17 protein-coding genes and 2 pseudogenes are annotated in these 18838 nt (G+C 35.4%); 3 read left to right on the plus strand and 16 right to left on the minus strand.

Going from position 1 to position 18838, the window contains the following annotated elements:
• The 5 genes and pseudogenes from M3226_RS22215 to M3226_RS22235 all read right to left on the minus strand — a co-directional run.
• Window positions 1-439 (minus strand): annotated as a pseudogene (locus M3226_RS22215) (group II intron reverse transcriptase/maturase); the annotation flags it as partial.
• Window positions 440-910: 471 nt separating this feature from the next.
• Window positions 911-2295: pseudogene (locus M3226_RS22220) on the minus strand (aminotransferase-like domain-containing protein).
• A gap of 179 nt (window positions 2296-2474) precedes the next feature.
• Window positions 2475-3098 carry an FMN-binding negative transcriptional regulator gene (locus M3226_RS22225; protein WP_251570906.1) on the minus strand — a complete coding sequence of 208 codons (624 nt, stop codon included), beginning with the start codon at window positions 3096-3098 and terminating at the stop codon, window positions 2475-2477.
• 23 nt (window positions 3099-3121) lie between these two features.
• On the minus strand, window positions 3122-3640 hold the full coding sequence (locus M3226_RS22230) for a GNAT family N-acetyltransferase (RefSeq protein ID WP_251570761.1): 519 nt from the start codon (window positions 3638-3640) through the stop codon (window positions 3122-3124).
• 24 nt (window positions 3641-3664) lie between these two features.
• A complete protein-coding gene (locus M3226_RS22235) occupies window positions 3665-4117 on the minus strand; it encodes a MarR family winged helix-turn-helix transcriptional regulator (RefSeq protein ID WP_251570763.1) in 453 nt (150 codons plus the stop codon).
• A 239-nt stretch (window positions 4118-4356) separates the two neighbouring features.
• Here M3226_RS22235 and trmL point away from each other — a divergent pair, with 239 nt between their 5' ends.
• Window positions 4357-4827: a tRNA (uridine(34)/cytosine(34)/5-carboxymethylaminomethyluridine(34)-2'-O)-methyltransferase TrmL gene (gene trmL, locus M3226_RS22240; RefSeq protein ID WP_251570765.1), complete on the plus strand. Its 471-nt coding sequence runs from the start codon at window positions 4357-4359 to the stop codon at window positions 4825-4827.
• Between the two features lie 243 nt (window positions 4828-5070).
• Here the strand turns inward: trmL and M3226_RS22245 are convergent, their stop codons facing one another.
• From M3226_RS22245 to pssA, 4 genes are all read right to left on the minus strand, one after another.
• A complete protein-coding gene (locus tag M3226_RS22245) occupies window positions 5071-6444 on the minus strand; it encodes a sensor histidine kinase (RefSeq protein WP_251570767.1) in 1374 nt (457 codons plus the stop codon).
• Window positions 6422-7135 (minus strand): response regulator transcription factor, encoded by a 714-nt coding sequence (locus tag M3226_RS22250; protein ID WP_285857946.1) that lies wholly within the window; start codon window positions 7133-7135, stop codon window positions 6422-6424. Before M3226_RS22250 ends, M3226_RS22245 begins: the two co-directional genes overlap by 23 nt.
• Window positions 7136-7182: 47 nt before the next feature.
• A complete protein-coding gene (locus tag M3226_RS22255) occupies window positions 7183-8460 on the minus strand; it encodes a DedA family protein (protein WP_251570769.1) in 1278 nt (425 codons plus the stop codon).
• Between the two features lie 196 nt (window positions 8461-8656).
• Window positions 8657-9148 (minus strand): CDP-diacylglycerol--serine O-phosphatidyltransferase, encoded by a 492-nt coding sequence (gene pssA, locus M3226_RS22260; RefSeq protein WP_251570771.1) that lies wholly within the window; start codon window positions 9146-9148, stop codon window positions 8657-8659.
• A gap of 248 nt (window positions 9149-9396) precedes the next feature.
• Between pssA and M3226_RS22265 the strand changes: the two genes are divergently transcribed.
• Both M3226_RS22265 and M3226_RS22270 read left to right on the plus strand, forming a co-directional pair.
• Entirely contained in the window at window positions 9397-12525 is a 3129-nt protein-coding gene (locus M3226_RS22265) for an efflux RND transporter permease subunit (RefSeq protein ID WP_251570773.1), read from the plus strand.
• 183 nt (window positions 12526-12708) lie between these two features.
• The gene (locus tag M3226_RS22270; protein ID WP_251570776.1) at window positions 12709-13110 is read left to right on the plus strand and encodes a YkvA family protein; all 402 of its coding nucleotides are present in this window, start codon (window positions 12709-12711) and stop codon (window positions 13108-13110) included.
• A 206-nt stretch (window positions 13111-13316) separates the two neighbouring features.
• Here the strand turns inward: M3226_RS22270 and M3226_RS22275 are convergent, their stop codons facing one another.
• The 7 genes from M3226_RS22275 to M3226_RS22300 all read right to left on the minus strand — a co-directional run bounded on the left by M3226_RS22275 (window position 13317) and on the right by M3226_RS22300 (window position 18739).
• The gene (locus tag M3226_RS22275) at window positions 13317-13784 is read right to left on the minus strand and encodes a UPF0158 family protein (protein WP_251570778.1); all 468 of its coding nucleotides are present in this window, start codon (window positions 13782-13784) and stop codon (window positions 13317-13319) included.
• 73 nt (window positions 13785-13857) lie between these two features.
• On the minus strand, window positions 13858-14112 hold the full coding sequence (locus M3226_RS32810) for a helix-turn-helix domain-containing protein (RefSeq protein WP_374110667.1): 255 nt from the start codon (window positions 14110-14112) through the stop codon (window positions 13858-13860).
• A gap of 341 nt (window positions 14113-14453) precedes the next feature.
• Window positions 14454-14927 (minus strand): hypothetical protein, encoded by a 474-nt coding sequence (locus M3226_RS22280; protein ID WP_251570781.1) that lies wholly within the window; start codon window positions 14925-14927, stop codon window positions 14454-14456.
• Window positions 14928-15146: 219 nt separating this feature from the next.
• The gene (locus tag M3226_RS22285) at window positions 15147-15761 is read right to left on the minus strand and encodes a nucleotidyltransferase family protein (RefSeq protein ID WP_251570783.1); all 615 of its coding nucleotides are present in this window, start codon (window positions 15759-15761) and stop codon (window positions 15147-15149) included.
• Window positions 15762-15926: 165 nt separating this feature from the next.
• Window positions 15927-16577, minus strand: a complete 651-nt coding sequence (locus tag M3226_RS22290) for a FusB/FusC family EF-G-binding protein (protein ID WP_251570784.1) — start codon at window positions 16575-16577, stop codon at window positions 15927-15929.
• A gap of 139 nt (window positions 16578-16716) precedes the next feature.
• Window positions 16717-16986 carry a CD3324 family protein gene (locus tag M3226_RS22295; RefSeq protein WP_251570786.1) on the minus strand — a complete coding sequence of 90 codons (270 nt, stop codon included), beginning with the start codon at window positions 16984-16986 and terminating at the stop codon, window positions 16717-16719.
• A gap of 637 nt (window positions 16987-17623) precedes the next feature.
• Window positions 17624-18739: an IS4 family transposase gene (locus tag M3226_RS22300; RefSeq protein ID WP_251570788.1), complete on the minus strand. Its 1116-nt coding sequence runs from the start codon at window positions 18737-18739 to the stop codon at window positions 17624-17626.
• Window positions 18740-18838 lie beyond the last annotated feature (99 nt).

Here is an 18838-nt window from a genome sequence, read left to right on the forward strand (position 1 = left end):
AACTTGATTCAGAGAAATGTGGGTCTATAATTTCACCAATTATTTGGTAAATAGCCTGTTGGACCATTCGGTCCCGGACACACGGAATACCTAACTTACGTTTGGAACCGTCCGGTTTAGGTATTTCAACCCTTTTAACTGGGAGGGGCTCATATGAGCCTTCTTTCAATTTCCTTTTAAGATGGTATAGGTATTTACCGACATGACCATAGAGTTCATCTACAGTCATCCCGTCAATTCCCGGTGCACCTTTATTGGCTTTGACTTTTTCACATGCTCTGAAAAGATTATTATCATCAATCACTTTGTCAATTAATTCGATACCATCTTGTTGTCCTACTTCTTTAAAGACAGAACTACACGCTCCCGCATACTCTTCAGTTTCCAACTTATCCCTTTGCGGGCAGCCATCTATCGATGTTTTCTGTGGTCTTTGCACTGTCCTTACCTCCATATTCCTTCAAGATTATTATTGTTCGGTCCTTCATTCTTTAAGAATTACTATGACCTCTGCTGACTTCTTACAATTCAGTCTGCCATCACTGACAAACTTGTTCCTGTGAGATGTTCCATCTCTCTTGCCGGGAACCCTTGTAAGACCTCCCCGGGTAAGAGCTATAACCTTCCTCCCATGTAACTGCTGTATTTACTGTATGGAACTCGTGCAGTATCGGACTTTGTTTTGTTTGGCAAACTCGTCCATTCCAATTCAGCCTTGTATACAGTTTCTGTTCGTCAGTTCGGGATTTTGCCTCCGGCTTCCTTCAGATTCCACCTCACGGTGGACACCCTTGCCATTGGCTAACAGTTCCTACTGCCAAGCCTGTAGTGGACTTTCACCACCAAGTTATAGCCCATGCCGGGCGCACCAAAAAAACCATACAATATTATAATTGTATGGTAAACAATATTAGGTAAGACTGTTTAGCAATCGTTTTAGGATCATCAATCCTTGCTCAAGCTCTTCAAGCGTTTTTGGTGACATACAGAAACTCTTACCGCCCTTTCTGGACATCTATTTCCAACCACAAAACGTTCAGCCGCATAAACTTGTACTCCCTGCCCCGCAGCTACCGTTTCAAATTTAGCACCTGTAATTTGGCCTGGTAATAACAACCAACGAAAGATGCCTGTTTCTACACCTAAATACGTATAGTCTGCAAAATATCGATTTACGATTTGGTTTCTACAAATGGTTTGTTCCCGATGACCCTCAATTAACACTTCAAATTGATTCAATACAATCGTACGTGCTGCTAGTTCTGCTAATAGCGGGGAAACTGTTATATTTAAATTATAAAGTGCCTTTGAAATTAGCTCCTTAAATTGACTCCGCACTGCTACATAGGCTAGTCGTAACCCTGGTGCTAATGATTTAGATAAACTTGCAATATAGATGACTGTTTCTGGGGCAGATGATGTGACTGCTGGAAGTGGTTTTTCGCCCAGAAGATGGTACGATGCATCTTCAATAACGAACAGTTTATACTTTTTGGCAATTGCTGCAATCATTTTTCGATTTTCAACAGACATAAAGGAAGCTGTCGGATTATGATAATCTGGAATTAAGTAAATGCCTTTAATATTGTCATTTTTACACTCATATTCAAAAGACGTGGGACTCATTTCATAATTCTCTGATTTTATCGGTACTAGTTGTACACTAAACATTGCTGCAACAGTTCTTAAGCCGGGGGAAGTATGATGGTCAACACCAACGCGATCTCCAGGCATACAAAGACTTGCCAATGTAGTAGCAATCGCATTTTGACCCCCATTTGCAAATAAAATGTGATCAACGGTTGTTTCAAACCCACCTCTTCGGATTAGCTTTATAGCTGCATCCTTTTGCCAAAGGCTTTCCCCCTGACCGACCATAACCAAACCATTTTTCATAATCTGTCTCTTGCAGCATACTTTTAGTTGGAGTAGCAATGGCTCGTAAGAAGCATTATCTGGTAGTGTTGCTCCCATTTCAATTAAATGCCGGTTTTGTATCTTCAAGTAAATACGCATTCGATAACGCATCATACGATACATATGTGCCACTTCCAACAGATGCACTTAGCAAGCCCTTTAACTCACAAACTTAAAAAGCTTTTGAAATGGTACTTAAATTTAAATCCAAATAATCAGCCAGTTCTCTCTGTGGAGAAAGTTTTGTTCCAGGTAATAAAACTCCGTTTACTATATCCTGTTCCAATTGCCCAGCGAGTGCTTGATAAATAGGCTTTTTAGTTTTATCAATCGATGGCTTCCAGCTCATCGATAGTTTTCAAAAGAATTAATAGGCATGATACGTATCCTTTTTCACACAATTATATGATTGGGCGGTTTATAAAACAATTATAATTTTCTTTAATATTATACCTTTTAGTGAATATCCAACTTTTCTAGTTGTTGGTTCTCTTGCTAGTGAACAATCAATTTAAAAAATCAATATAAAAAAATGCACCTTTTTCATGTCTGACAATTTATTGGTGATTTTTTAGTCTCTTTTCCATCCGTTCTGCTATCTGTTTCGAATTTGGATTTCCTTCATTTTGTAATTTATCAATGATGTTAATATAATCGGTTTCATTTCGGTTTTGGCTTAATTTATAAGCAGCCTGGATTTCTGCCACTTTAATCTTAAAACCAACAATCCCTTTTAGCTGATTTTCTAATAGTTCAGGAGAAAGTTGATCCCATAAAACGGGATTTTCACGATGTTGTTCATATTTTTCCAACATTACTGTTAATTCTTCTATTAGTTCATTTTTTTCTAATAAACTTGCTTTTCCATACATATGGATAGCCTGATAATTCCACGTCGGAACATTTTCGTGGGAATACCAAGAAGAAGAAATGTAAGCGTTCGGTCCCTGAAACATTACAAGCACATCATCACAGGTTTCAAGTGTTCTCCACTGAGGATTTCCAAAAGCCATATGCCCAGTAATATAGGAATCATCACCTTTTTTAGTTAACCCCAAAGGCAAGTGAGTAGCAATCGGTTTCCCTTGTTCTGTTGTAACAATTGTGCCAAAAGAGTTTTTTTGAACTAAATCCCAAATTTCATCAACATTTGAGACCTTAAAATATTTTGGAATATACATCATAGCCCGCCTTTGAAATAGATTTAGTTTAGCGTTTTTGTCATTATAAAATCTATTTGTTCTTCATCTCCCATATAAAAGGAATGGGCTCCAGTTTGAACAAACCCCATTTTCTTATAAAAGCCAATAGCGTTTTCATTTTTTTCCCATACGCCTAGCCAGACTTTCTTTTTATTACATTCCATCGCAATTTCCATTGCTTTATTTAGAAGATATTTACCAAGACCATGTTTTTGAAATTTGTTCCTTATATAAATCCTCTCGATTTCAAGCGATTCATCACCCATTTCTTCAGACTGGGCGTCATTGAGATTGACCTTTAAATATCCAGCAACTTCATTATTAAAATACACATAAAAGAATTGCGAAGAAATATTGGATAATTCTTTTTCTAATTGTTTTAAGTTAAATGCACTTTCCAAATAGGCATTCATATTTTCGGGTGAATTCTGATCCTTAAATGTCTCATTAAATGTTTCATAACAAATTTCTTGAAGTTTCCGTAAATCCCCATGGTTACACTGTTTTATATTGATAGTCATTTAATATGTCGCTCCTTTATAGAATCAATACTCTCTCTTGTTTCCCTTTTTTACAAATTCCCAGTCTTTTTCTATATTTTTTCTTACTCTTTGAAGAAGATTGAAAATCGTTTCTGCTTCACTTTCGGAAAATCCCTCTAATGCAACGGTATTGGAATAATCATTTTCTCTTTTTATAGAAGGATAAACATTTTTCCCTTTCTCTGTTGGAAAAAGCCTCTTTATTTTTTTGTTATGTTGATCTTCTTTCTTTTCAATAAAGCCATTCATTTCAAGTTTTTTTATAGCACGAGCTGCTGTTGTACGATCTACTTTGATCATCTCAGCTAACTTTTCTTGAATGATTCCTGGATTTTCGCATATTCGAACAAGGTACAAATACTGCCCCTTTGTAAGGTCATATTGTTTAAATTCTATATTACTTATAGAATCTAATGCCCTGGCAATCAATCCAATTTCACGTAGAATTTCCTTCATAATTCACTCCTTCTTATTAATTTTTGTTGCAAATACAATAACATTTCATACATTTAATTTAATCTAAATTTGTTGCATTTGCAATAAAAATAATGATAAAGTTAAAAACGATTTAATATATTATTGGGTTCGGTTGGTGCGCTGCTTTTTTCACTCCTTTTCCCGTTTTCGTAAGTACATATCTTCACAATTTGTATGCTATAATTTGGAGGGCAAAATAAAGATAGAGGTGACCATTCTTGGCAATACATGTTGTACTATATCAACCAGAAATTCCGGCTAATACTGGAAATATTGCACGTACTTGCGCCGCAACAGAAACAGCCTTGCATTTAATTCGACCACTTGGCTTTTCAACAGATGAAAAGATGATCAAACAAGCTGGTCTGGATTTCTGGAAGCTTGTAAACATAACGTATTATGACTCACTAGATGACTTTTTTTCAAAAAATCAAGGTGAGTTTTACTATATTGAGACGTTTGGTGAAAAACCACATTCATCCTTTGATTTCAGTGATGTATCAAAAGAACATTATTTTATGTTTGGAAAAGAAACAACCGGTTTGCCAAAAGATTTGCTAAAAAAAAATAAAGATCACTTTTTGAGAATACCAATGAATGATAATATTCGATCACTGAACCTTTCGAATACAGCTGCTATATTGGTATATGAGGCTTTACGGCAACAAGGATTTCCCAATTTAAAATAGAAAAAGCGTAAGGCGCCTGCCTATCCGCTCATAACCTCGAGCCGATAGGCAGCGCCTTGCGCTGGACAATTCTCGAATTCGAAATTCACACATTATCTTTTAATAAAATCTTCCGTCTTGGAAGATTTTTTGTTTGTTTCTCCATACAGAAATATTGTTCTTATTCAAAGTAAACTTCAAGAAGAAAAAGCAATCTTGAAATTTTTAACATGAATCAAGTCTTCGTATTTATAGACCAACGCACTAATCTTGAATTTGTTCGTTGTAAATTGGTAAAAACAATTCCACTTTCGTTCCTGATCCTTCTTTGCTATTTATTTTAAGATGGCCTTTGTGTAGTTTGATTATTCTTTTAGCAATATGCAGGCCCAAACCAGAACCTCCAGTTTCTCGGCTTCTAGCTTTGTCCACTCTATAAAACCGTTCAAAAATATTATCTATCTCATCCACTGGGATTCCAATCCCATAATCTTTGATTTGTATCATGGCATGTTTTTCTTTCTTATCCAAGAAAACTTCAATATTTTCTTGGCTATATTTAATTGCATTATCAAGCAAGATGATAATAACTTGCTTGATCTTTAACTCATCAGCATAAATGGTGATAGGATTTTCTTCAAAATGCAGTGTTATTTCTCTTTTATATACCTCTTTAAGTTGTTTTAGGATACTTTCGCATAAAGATACCAAGTTGATTTTATTTATTTCTAATACATTTTCATTCTCTAAGTTAGCTAGGTCTAGAAAAGTATCAGTCATTTTTTGTATTCTAGTTGCTTCTGTATGAATGGCATGGATGGCCTCTTCGGCTATATCTTGATTTTCTAACCCTTGCCTTCTTAAGAGATTTGCATAGCTCTTGATGATGGTTAATGGAGTCTTTAGTTCATGCGATGCATCAGAAACAAACTGTGCTTGCTTGGCCAAATTTTCTTGGAGCCTATCAATCATACGATTAAATGTACTCGCCATTGTATAGAGTTCATCTCTCGTTTTATTTTGGATGACTATCTTTTTTGGAACACCGCTCTTTTCAATTTCTTCCATTGTGTTTATCATATTGGATATGGGTCTCATGACCATGTTCGCTAACCATCTCCCTCCAAGTAAGGATAAAACCGTTGCTAATATTGTACAAAACCCTAATATTCCACGAAGAATTTCTTTTCTCGTTTCTAGACCCGATAACCGTTCTCCAATTTCCAAACTTTCATTATTTCCATGTTTAATTGGTAAACGTACAATCAAAACTTCTTCTTCTCCGTTTTCCGCCGAAATTAATCGTGTTTGGGATTGCTTTGTCGTTGTGTATTTTCCTTTAATTTTTTTGGAGAGTAATTGGTCATTCGTTACTTCATGAACGACCTTATTTTTCGGTTGAATAATTCTTATAAATGTATGATCCGTTAAATAATCTTTTAATTTTGGTTCAATATTACTGGAAGATTGATTAGTATCGAATCCTTTTATAATATCTTCTGCTTTTTGAAGGAGAACTTTCTCTTCCATATTTACTGTTGTTTTCATAAATAAAAAGAAGACCACAAAATTAATGATCATTAAAATGCAAAGCATCCACACAGTTGTTAACAGATTAATCTTTGTTGTGATCTTCATCTTTTTTCTCCTTGATGGTGTAACCAATCCCTCTAACCGTATTAATTAATTGGATAGAAAAGCCCTCATCCATCTTCTTTCTTAATTGCCTTATAAACACATCAATGACATTCGTTTCACCCTCGTACTCATATCCCCACACGTTCATTATGATGCTATCTCTTGTTACAACCTTGTTTTTATTCAAAACTAAATAAACCAGTAAATCATATTCCTTTGGTGTTAAGGTAATAAATTGTCCATTCCTTTTTACTTCTCGTGTGTCTTTGTTAATAACTAAGTCCTCAACCGTCAATAAGGGTTGTTCTTCCATTGATACATCTTCGTGATAATTACGTAGACACGCACGAATCCGAGCTAACAATTCTTCAATTTCATAAGGCTTTGTGACATAATCATTAGCTCCATGGTCCAATCCTGCTACCTTATCATATGTTGTATTACGAGCCGTTAGGAGAATAACAGGTGTTCTTCTGTTATCCTTTCTAAAACGTCTTAACACTTCTATCCCACTTACTCCAGGCAACATTACATCCAATAAAATGATGTCCACGTCCGAATTCAAGGCGGTTTCTAATCCAGATTTACCATTATGTTCTACTGTTACATGATAACCTTCATACTCAAGCTCCATTTTCAATACACGTGCAATTTGAGCTTCATCCTCAATAACAAGAATATGTGTTTTCAACGTCCATCAAGCCCTTCTATTGTTCTTCCATATGACACATTTTCAATTCAATACTTTGCTACTACAAGTCTTAACATTTCAAAAAACAAGAAGTTAAAAAATATCCAGACCCCGCCATATACATATCCGCCCACAGTATCACTCGGAAGTACGTTTGCAGATGCAATATTTACAATGGCTAGTCCTATTAATAGGACTAAGACGAATAATGGCCCAAATATAGCCATATAATTTTTCGGGGAATGACGAACAAGCAAAAATAAACATGTTCCATAAATAATGATCAAAACAGTAGCATTAAAATCAGGAAAATTTGCAGAATGAAATTTCCCAACAAACCCAAAGGATTGAAGATAAGCAAATACTTTCAACACCGTATCATGAAAAGGTTTGGCTCCAGCTATTGAAACTGCAAGTAAAAGATATTCAAGCCCTCTGTTATGTCCCTTGCTCCAAATTCGGATCATCGTTACTGCTATTATGGAACCAAGTCCGATTGGGGATTCAAATACGATTAACCCTTTCATCCAACTCGTATAAATAGCCGAATGAATGATGTATTCTGTAACTTTATTAAACTGGGTAAACTCATTATATAAATAGTCTTGTGCCATTCCTAACATCAATGTGACCATACCAATTAAAATTAAAGTAAGGAAAGTAAGAAAAATCTCAGTTGCTCTAATAGTCTTTAGACGCTGAATCAAGCGTTGTAATAAATGAATAAAAAATACTTTGACTTGAACTTTATAATACCGATAGGCAACATAACCTATTAACATTACAGCTAAAACAATAATGAATACGATTAAATATTTACTAGCTGCTTGATGGAAGCTCTCCCATTGTGGGCCCAATATTTTTCCCAAAGTAATAAAACAAATTCCCCATAAAAAAGCACCTGTATAAGCAGGAATGATAAATTTGCGAAAAGGCATTTTAGAAATGCCAGAAATATAACCAGTAAAATGCCTTATGCCTGGTATGAAATAAGCAAAAACAAGCAATTTACTGCCTGAACGCTCAAACCAAGCGGCTGTTTTTTTATATCTATCTGGGCCCATATGAATAAACTTTCCGTATTTTTCGATTAGTCTATATCCCCCAGCTTTCCCAATCCAATAGGTTACGGTAATTCCCACACCAGCTGAAAGGAAAACTGTCAAAAGTGCTAAAATGTAATTCATTTTTCCTTGGAATACAAAGTAACCAGCGTAGCTCATTAAAAACTCACCTGAAATGGGAAGTGCCATGAGTTCTAGAAAAATCCCTATGAATAATATTAGATAACTATGCTGTTCAAATAAAGTTATTAAATATGACATATAAATGCCCCCATTTTTAATAAAAAGAACTCTAAAATATATTCCCTCAACTTTAGACCTACTTACAATTTAGCACGATAAAGGCATACTTTTTCTAATTTAATGAATTCTTAATCGTGTATTAAGGGAACCAAAAGGTTATGAAAAAAAGCTATCCCAATATGAATGGTTAATAGCTTTTTACCAGAAAAATAAATTAAAGTTTTTTCACCCTTATTGGACTTACCATTAGAAGAGCGAGGACTAAGGTAATCCAAGCATTGCTATATAAAAAGAAGCCCATGCCTGCCAAAGGTAATCCAGCAGCAGGAATAGGTAACCCCTTGAAATACCCAATGGTTGGTTTAACATTGAATCTAGCCAGTCTCAATGCCCCCATAATTGGGAAAAGGATAAAGGCCAATGAAGTTAAAATGGAAGGTGCTGCTAATGAATGAAATAAAAGTGCAGGCGCCACCCCGAAACTCACAATATCAGCTAAGGAATCCAATTGTACGCCAAATGCACTGTTCACTTTTAGTTTTCTAGCAACCCTTCCGTCAAATAGATCGAAAACAGCGGAAAAGAATATTAAAACGGCGGATACCTCTAAAAGCCCACTCATATTACATGTAATTGAAAGAACACCGCACAATAAATTTCCAAGCGTAAATAAATTAGGTACCGCTTTTAGTATCTTATTAAACAAACTACTCCCACCTCACCATCGAGAATTCCTGCTTTTATATATCATACCCACACAATTTTATGAAATAGCACGGGATGTAAATTAATTGACCATATTAATGAAATCTTAATGTTTTACTAAGGGAACCCAAAAGGTTGTTTTATATACTTGAAATGCCCAATTCAATTTCAATACAAAATTTAAATTCTCGACAGAAAACTATAAGGTTATTTGGGTTTAGTCATAAAAAGAGATTGGAGAGGAAATAAATGAAAAAATTAGTAGAGGCAACCATGCAAAGAGCCATTCTTATGATCGTATGTGTTGTTATCATTTTGGCTTGGGGAGGAATTTCAGCCTACCAAATGCAACGAGATTATTTGCCTGGGATTAACAATACAACCCTTTCCGTCAGTATGAAAGTTCCTGGTTATCAAGCTGAACAAGTTAAACAGCAAGTGACCGATAATCTGGCAAGTGCTGTCAAAGTAGTAGACGGACTTTCCAATGTAGAAAGCACATCTTATGATGGCGGATTATTTATGAGTTTGTATTTCCCTATGAATACAGACATGAAGATGGCAGAAGATCAAGTAAACAAAGCACTAGCTAATGCTGATCTACCATCAACTATTACAAACACGCCGTCCGTAACGCGTTTAACAACAAGTTCATTCCCGATTTTGACTTACAGCGTAACAAGTTCAAAATTGGATGAACAAACATTACGTTCCACCGCAACACAGGAAATTGTTAAGCAGTTAAAATCTGTTCCTGGTGTATCGGATGTATCCGTCATTGGGGGAGCAAAAGATGGATATGTATTGACAGTACGAATGAAAGACCTTATGAAAAACGGATTAACTTTGGATGATGTGAATAAATCATTTGCTTTAGCTGTTCCTTCGATGCCACAAGGGAATATTGTAAACAATCAATTATCAATACCCGTATCGTTTGATGGAATACCATTAAACGAGCAGCAAATGGAAAACGCTACGATTAAGAATAAGGAAGGAAAAGTGATTCCTGTATCAGCGTTCGGTACCATCACTCATTCTTTAAACGACGTAAAAACAGTGTCTCGAACAAATGGAGCACCAAGTGTTACTTTAAATGTTATCAAGACACCATCGGCCAATATTACCGATGTGGCGGACCAGGTAAAGGACCGTGTTGAACATCTTCACCTGGATACCGTGAATCCAAAGGATGTTTCGTTCCATGTCTTACTTGACCGTGAAAAAGAATTAAACAGCTCACTGTTCGGTTTGGTTCGAGAAGGTTTACTCGGTTGTTTATTCTCTATGTTTTGTGTATTCTTCTTCTTCCGAAATGTAAGAAGCACATTATTAATTGCTATTTCGCTGCCAATTTCATTACTAGCAACTACGGCATTCTTAAAATCAATGGGTATTACTTTAAACATTTTAACCGTTTCAGGCTTGATTGTAGCGATGGGTCGAATTGTCGATGACTCGATTGTTATCTTGGACAACATGTACCGAAAACGGGAAGAACAGCAGGAGAAACCATTACTTTCTATTCTTGCATCATCTGTTGTTGAAATGATTCCAGCCATTTTAGGCTCAACTCTTACAACGATCGCCGTTTATATTCCAATTGCATTTGTTGGCGGCGTAATTAGTGCCTCCTATAGCGGGTTTGCGTGGTCGGTTGTAGTTGCTTTAATCATTTCATTCTTTGTGGCAATGCTTGTCATTCCTGCACTTGCTTTTATGGGATGGAAAAGTGGAAACGGAGAAAAACAAACGGTTAAACTCGATTCAAAAATGAAACCAATTCTTCAATCTGCTTTTAAACATAAAAAGGCAATGATAATTGGCTCTATCTTAGTCTTTTTAGCAGCTGGCATCTATTCTGCCTTTCTTCCAGTAAGTTTATTGCCTAGCGGAAAAATCGACCAAATTGCCATTAAGGCAGAGCTTCCAAAAGGAAGTACGTTAATTCAAGTAGATTCTGAAGTACAAAAAATCGAGAAAACGTTAAAGTCTAACCCGAAAGTTGATGCGTATTCATCTAATTTTGGTTCAACCATGACACCACAAAGTGATGATGTTTTTGACCAGGGTGGAGGCTTTATCACTTATCCAAACGTCGCTAACCTATCCGTTGTATTGAAGAATGATAAAGAAGCTGATTCTGTCATTAAACAATTACAACAGCAGCTTCCTACATTATCTAAAGATGTTACTTATACGGTAACAAGCCAGAACATCTCTGGTGATGATTCACAAATGCGTATTCTGTTTACAGGTTCGGACCAAGCAACACTGGATCAAGTAGCTCAAGAGGTCAGAACAGAGCTATCGAAAGTAGCCGACCTAAGTGTAGATGGAAAAGTAGATTTAACCAATGGCTCTCCAAAGTACAAAATAACTTTTAATCAAAAAGCTATTCAAGATAAAGGAATAAAAGTTGCAGACATATTAACGGTCATTAATCGTTATATGTCATCATCAAAAGATGCCACCGTTATCGTTGACCATAAAGCATTTCCTGTTGACCAATATTTAGATCAAATTGCTACAGGAGCAAACTCAAGTATTACCTTAAATGCTTCTGCTAACGATGTTTTGGCATCTCTTTCGGCAGAAACGTTTAGTGGAACTAATGGTGAAATGATTCGACTTGACCAAATTGCCAAAATTACGAAGGATACTACTGCTTCAACAATTAGCGAACGGGATGGTCAGCCATTCTCCCTTGTAACTGCACAGATTACATCAAATGATATTAGTAAGGTGTCAAGCCAAGCAGAGAAAGCGTTAAGCAGTATAAAACTTCCTAAAGATGTAACCTATTCATTGGGAGGAATTACTGAACAAGTAAAACAAATGATTTTCGATATGTCTGTTGCCGTTGCATTCTCGATACTTTTAGTATTACTTATCACTTCTTCTATTTTCAAAGGATGGAGAGCACCTTTCTCAGTTCTTTTAAGCATTCCACTAGCCTTAAGTGGTGTGGTTATCGCCTTAATTTTATTCCACGGAGAATGGAATTTGGCTGCCTTAATCGGTATTTTAATGCTTACAGGTATTGTAGTAACCAACGGTATTGTGTTAATTGACAAGATTGAAAGAAATCGAAAAGTAGGAATGCCTGTTAAAGAAGCTGTATTAAATGGCAGTCTTTCAAGGATTCGCCCAATTTTAATGACAGCTGCAGCAACAGTTCTTACGTTGTTACCACTTGCATTTTCTCATAATGCGGATACGGTCATTTCTCAAACGCTCGGTATTGTCGTAATTGGCGGTATGGTAACATCAACAATTAACAGCTTTATTATCATTCCAATTATTTATCAATGGTTGCATCGAAAGTCTGTAACCGAAAACGTGAATATTGCTGCTAGTCAAAGCAGTATTAACTAATGTAAGGCCCACAAAACAAGGCACCCTAATTATATAGATGCCTTGTTTTTTTACGCTTAATTTATATATTTAAAATACAATTGTTAACACTAATAGTTATAGCAACAAGGTAATACCTAATCCTATATACTTCATATCATTCCAACTTTACATTATAATGTTGTACCATTAAGGGGGAATTAGATGGAAAAGCAAAATGCTTTAACAAAGTTAAAAAGTTACGCCAAAAAATTGAAACAAAATTTATTTGTACTTTATTTATCCTATAAAGATAGCAGAGTTCCTTGGTATGCTAAGTTAGTTGCTATTTGTGTTGTTGCCTATGCTTTTAGTCCAATTGATTTAATCCCTGATTTCATTCCTGTTTTAGGTTATCTGGATGACCTTATTATCGTTCCTCTTGGCATTTCATTGGCATTGAAATTAATACCACCACAAGTTATTGAAGAAAATAGGGTTAATGCTGAAGAAATCAGGAAAAAAGGAAAACCTAAAAATTGGTTTGTTGGTATTATATTTATTCTGATATGGGTTTTACTTGCTTATTGGGTTGGTAAGGCATTATTTGAAATATTTCGTTATTAATAAAATGGTTAGGTATGGACGTTCTAGGATATGCTTTTTTTCATATCCTTTTTCACTAATCTCACTTTTTTATTTAAATAATTGCGTTAGTAGCCAATATTAATCATTAATCTATACACTTTTCGCTTTCCCCTTCTTCCACTAACCTGCCTTTAGTTCATAAGAAAAGGTGTTTGCCCTTTGTTTAGAAACCACCTCCTGTCTTTCTATTCAATAAAGTCTACCTCATTTTCCAGACACCATTTAATGGCAATTTGTTTAAAACACTCGTCCCGGTATGTATACCATTTGGTTTCTATTCCAAACTCTATAATTTTTTCCTTAAATCTCCTAAAGGCACCCTTTCCATTAATTGCCCTAGATAAGGATTCTTGCTTTCGTTGATCACTTACAGTTAGGCAAAAGTTTTCCATTATCTCATATTCATTCACATCATATTTAGTAGGTAATTCTATATAATTTTCAAAGTTTTCAACCACATCGATTGCAACCATTCTATTCTCACGTTCCCATTCAGGTAAATGATCCAACGATTGTTCGTCTTCAGCAGCTCTTAAGTTCTCCGATGTCACTAACAATATCTCACCGGTTTTACTATTTAAGAATGAACATGAGTCTTCAAACTGCACTTCCATTTCCTCAATAATATCTTTCAATTTAACTTGAATACTCATTATTAGATCACCTTTTGATAATTTTATATTTATGCACTCGTAACTTTAAGAAATTTCTTCACAATCTAAACTATTATCCTCTTTCATTTTTCTCTTCACCATCCCTAAATAAATAATAATGCTTACAACTCCGATTGAACAGAGCTTCGACACCTTTCTCGTTGTATTTCTTTTCCCACGACCAAATTGTACTAGGTGCAGATATGTCAAAATGAAGAGCAGTTTCGGGTAATGATGCCCTGTTACTCCACATCCAATCTAGTACTTCCAACTTAAACTTACCACTAAACACTTTTAGGACTTCGTATATTGAACGCTTTATCCCCATATTTTTTGTATCGATTTACCCAATCTATTACAGTTAGATGACTACTAATGCCATACTTTTTTGTCAGTTCTTTCCTCACCCCTCCTTCTAAATACTCTGATACAACCTTTTTTCTATATTCACTTAAAAACTTTACATACTAAAAATCCCCTTAAATTGGATGATTAGTCCGCCTTAAGGGGGTCATTTCATTTTGGAAGATTTTTTGTTACGATTCTCCATACAGAAATATTGTACTTATTAAAATAAAACTCTCCCATTACTTGGAAAAAGTTAAAGGGATCATCCATAATGAAGTATTTCATCATTTAATTTACCTTAATAACATTGTTATGAAAAGACTAATTATCTGAATTGTATTGCTTAATTGATTGTTCCACTAAATACTGAATCCCATATATTAAAATTGCCCAAACTAAACTCATAAAACCCCATGTACGATTACTCCACTTTTTAAATTTAAATAATCCAACTTTTTGAGAGATAAAGAAATAAGGGAAAGCATTAATCCAATCTATAACTACATTTGTAACTAAGTATTTAGAGAAATTACCATATGTTAGCTTAAATATCCACAATGTGCCAACAAAATAAGGACCTAGAAAGTATGTAAAATCAATAGGACCCGGAGATATAGGATTTTTATTTATCCACCATTGTTTCTTATTAGCAATCACACTTGTTGCACTTAGGCATAAATTAACAAGACTAGCTACAGGCAAAAATCTAAAAAAGGAACGTTTTCCCATCAAAGGAACAGTTAGCCACGGAATGATTAACTGAGCTAAAGAGAATACTTTTTTTTTATCTATCATAACTCACCCCTAAAAACGTGTTTAGGTATATTATCAACCTCTCTCTTGGAAAAAATGAGTTGTCGGATGAAAATAATCGTTATTCAAACTACTTCCCCGTGCTGCTTTTTTCCGCCAGTTCTATAAGGAAAGCCCCGTCTTCTAAATTCTTATAATTGAATTTCGAAACATCTTATTAATATGAATTTCTGCTGTATTAAATCCTATAAAAAAACCCTATCAATTGTATCTGAAGGGGTTTTGCTTGGTTAAACGCACACAATAATGAATAGCTGTCTCGTAATCCTCCGTCGTATCAACATCCATGATTACTCCCGGATCCTCTACATTCAAGTATTCCTTTTCATAACAATTAAGGATTGCACGCAAATTACTTTCTGGCTTGGTTTCGAGAATATCCTGTTTCACTTGCTTTGATAATTGGATGGGGTGACCGCCTTTATATTGAAAGCTGGGAATCACTACGTTTCCTTTGTGTTCTGCTAGTAGCTGAACCGTCTCTTTTTTTACAAGCGGACAATCTCCAGGTGTTAAAAAGAAGGATGAGGCACTTATTTCGTTGCAGCCCTTTTGAATGGAAGAAAACATTCCTTGATGAAAGTTTTCATTATAAACAAACCTTATCTGAAATGAATAGGCATTTTCATGGCAGATTTTTGCGATTTCCTCTTGAATGAGTTCCGCTTTAAACCCGGCTACGACAATGACTCTGCTGCATAGCCCTTCAAATTTAGAAATCGTTTGCTCCAACACAGACATTTGCCCGAGTGGCAATGTCATTTTAAATGCATTCGCTCGACTTGAATATCCAGCAGCTAAGACGATCGCTTCCATTTTAGTCACCCTCTGTATTCCGTTAAAAATTCATCTATTTATTGTAAGGTTATTCCTACATTATCTTGAATATGATCTAAAATTGGATCATGTTCATCTTGGTCCACACTTCCTTGCTAAAAACACACCTCTCCGAGCTAAAAAGTATGACACCGTGTCAAGTATTCACATACCTAATGAGTCTTTTAGAAAAGTTGTTAAATATTCGACACTGGTTATTTTTTTATTACATTCGCTGCTATTGGCACAAATAAAATTGCCGATGGCCTTGTAATAATCCGGATTTTTAGATTTTTTCGCTTTTGTGACGGTGGAAAAATAGGCAACCTCTCCAAAACAATTACAGAAAGAACAAATATTATTTTTACTAGTCGGTGTAATACTACATTCGATGCCTACCATTTTTCCATCCAGTTCATATACAATAAATTTTTTATTAGATCTTAGATCGTTCCAGCTTAAATAGGTCAGCTGGCTGTGGTCAATTTTTGATAAATCAGGAAGCTTTAATTTTTTATTCTTCGGAAACATCTTTTTCAGCTGCTCTTCGGTGATTTTTGGAAAGGGAAGCAAATAGTCTGAAAGACGCTTGATATATTGCTCATACTCAACATCTGTTTTTAGTCTGGAAAGATCCAGCATTTCTTGTTGATCCAATGATGCATTTGGAATGAGATCTAAGATTTTGGCATTGGCTAAGTCGATCACAGCAGCCAACACGTTTGGGGGTACATTCTTTTTAGTACTTTCCTTAATCATAGCAATCTGTTTTTTTATAAAATTCAACTGCTCATTTATAATAAATTTTTCTGTCATTACATTTCTCTCCTATTATTTGCTGACTTCTCTTACACTTATTTTAAAAAATGCGGCAAAATACTAAAATGGAGAAAATGACTTAGAACCGTTTTTTACATAAAAAACACTGATGAAGGATTTCACCAGTGCTGTTTGCCTACTTTTTATGCGAATAAACAATTTTCTTAATGGTTTCGGTTGAGAGGTAATATTCCTTAGCTAGCTGCTGAATACTGCTGCCACTATTGAAGGAATTTTTAATAGCGGCATTACGGTGATCAAGCATCCGTCTCCCGCCACTTGAGGTTCCCCATTTCCGATGCTCCGTTTCCGGCTTAGGAATATAAAGAGTTTCCCCCTGTACATACTTTTGGATTTCCACAATTAGCTTTTCGGGTAAAACTTTTGCTGCATTAAGATATTTCAATTTTGCCCGCCCCTTATTTTGAATTTTTAAAAAATAAGGTGCAAAGCCAAAATATTAGAAAAGCTGTTTAGCGATAATTAAATGTTTCGCCCCACGCAAAGTATCGCCTTTCCAATAATAGGCTTTGCATGAGTGGAAGAAGTACCAGACAATCTTAAATGATTCTCCATCTGTTAACACCCCCTTTAATATGTAATTATATCGAAATTTACTATCCGAATGAATCAATTTAGCTTTGTTTTTTTATGGGGTTTTCCGATAGACTTCACTTGTTAGTGTCCACCACCACATCAATCTGCTCGTTGAACAAGGATTACACATTGAATTTGATAAGTCTCTGTCATTTGAAATACAAATGATGTAGTAGATATTCTTTAATTTGCTGTTTAGTGCTTTTATTGCTACGACTAACGACGAATAAAACCAAGAATATGTAAAGGTTCCCTCCAACATATTGGAACGAACGTTCATTCGTGTATATAATTATAATCACTAGTGTTGCATAAATAATATCTCAATTTTCAGTTTAATTATCTTCCTTGTTTAGAACCAAAAAAGTAAATGTCCAATAAAGGTGACTCCATTCATTTGGAAAATTATTTACAATTAGACCTTTGGGATGACGACAATTTGCTTATTAAGGGATGGCTTTTCCTTCAATCTTGCGAAGCCAGATATTCGCTGGTTTCCACAACGCAGCCCTTAAATAACGACTAATTTGTAAGGTTTTTCGCTTGCTTCTTGTTTCGATTTGTACAAGAACATGAAGGCAAAAAACGATAAGTGCGATAAACACTTGATTTTGTATCGCCCATTCACTCTGACCGTAGAACTTTTTGATGCTAAGATGCTGTTTGATCCATTTAAAGAACAGTTCAATTGCCCACCGTGATTTAGACATCTCTGAGATTTCTTCGGCACTCAAATCAAAACCATTTGTGATTAAATCGAGTTCGTTTCCCTTTGAATCAATCACTTTTAGAAGGGGAAAGTAATTTTCAGCATGGTTTTGAGTGGTACCAATCAACACCATTTTATCTGACAAAATAGCTGTTTCCTCGGGTAGTTTAAAAACGTAAACTCCCCGTATGACTGCGTTTTTACGTAGCCTAGAAAGAAAAAAGTAGCCATCATCAGTCATGCGATCAAAGCGCTCGTAGTCTAAATAGCCACGGTCAAACACATACATGCATTCCTTGTCATCTACCATGACTTCCAGTTGACCACGGTCATGTTCTTTAGCCGTTGTCATAACGGCCTTTTCAGGATAGGAGATACCCTTTTCCATAAACACGAGACGCAAATGCAATTTTACACCTGCTTTTGTTTTACGAAACTTTGCCCACTTATGATTAATCAAATTTAGTGACAAGGTGCTTGAATCAATGATTTTTAACGGCATGATAAGCTTTGTATAGTGTGTTTTGGCATGAATTTGTGCGACTAAATCAAGGAAAATGCTTTGGAATAAATCTGGATTCATACCATTTAATCGCCGTGACAGCTGAGAAATACTGATAGAATCAAGGTCGACCCCTTTTTGAAGTTGATCATCAAACAGACCATCGCCCAGCGCATGCAGACTTTCAATTTCTTCTAGCTGCGCAAAAAGCAGTAATTTTAGGAATGACTCTGTCGTTAATTTTTTTGTATAGTAATCTAATTTCATCGTTTTCACCTTTTCTTCGAATAATTGAAGGTTTATTGGTGAAAACCATTGTCCAAATGAAGTTTTTGGTGTATTCTTGTCCATGAGATTGGTCCTTTTTTAATGGATTTGGACGGTTTACCACCCGACTTTTCCATTATAAAGGACTTTTTCTTTGCACAAAATAATAAAATTGAACATTTT

Source organism: Neobacillus cucumis, from assembly GCF_023715505.1.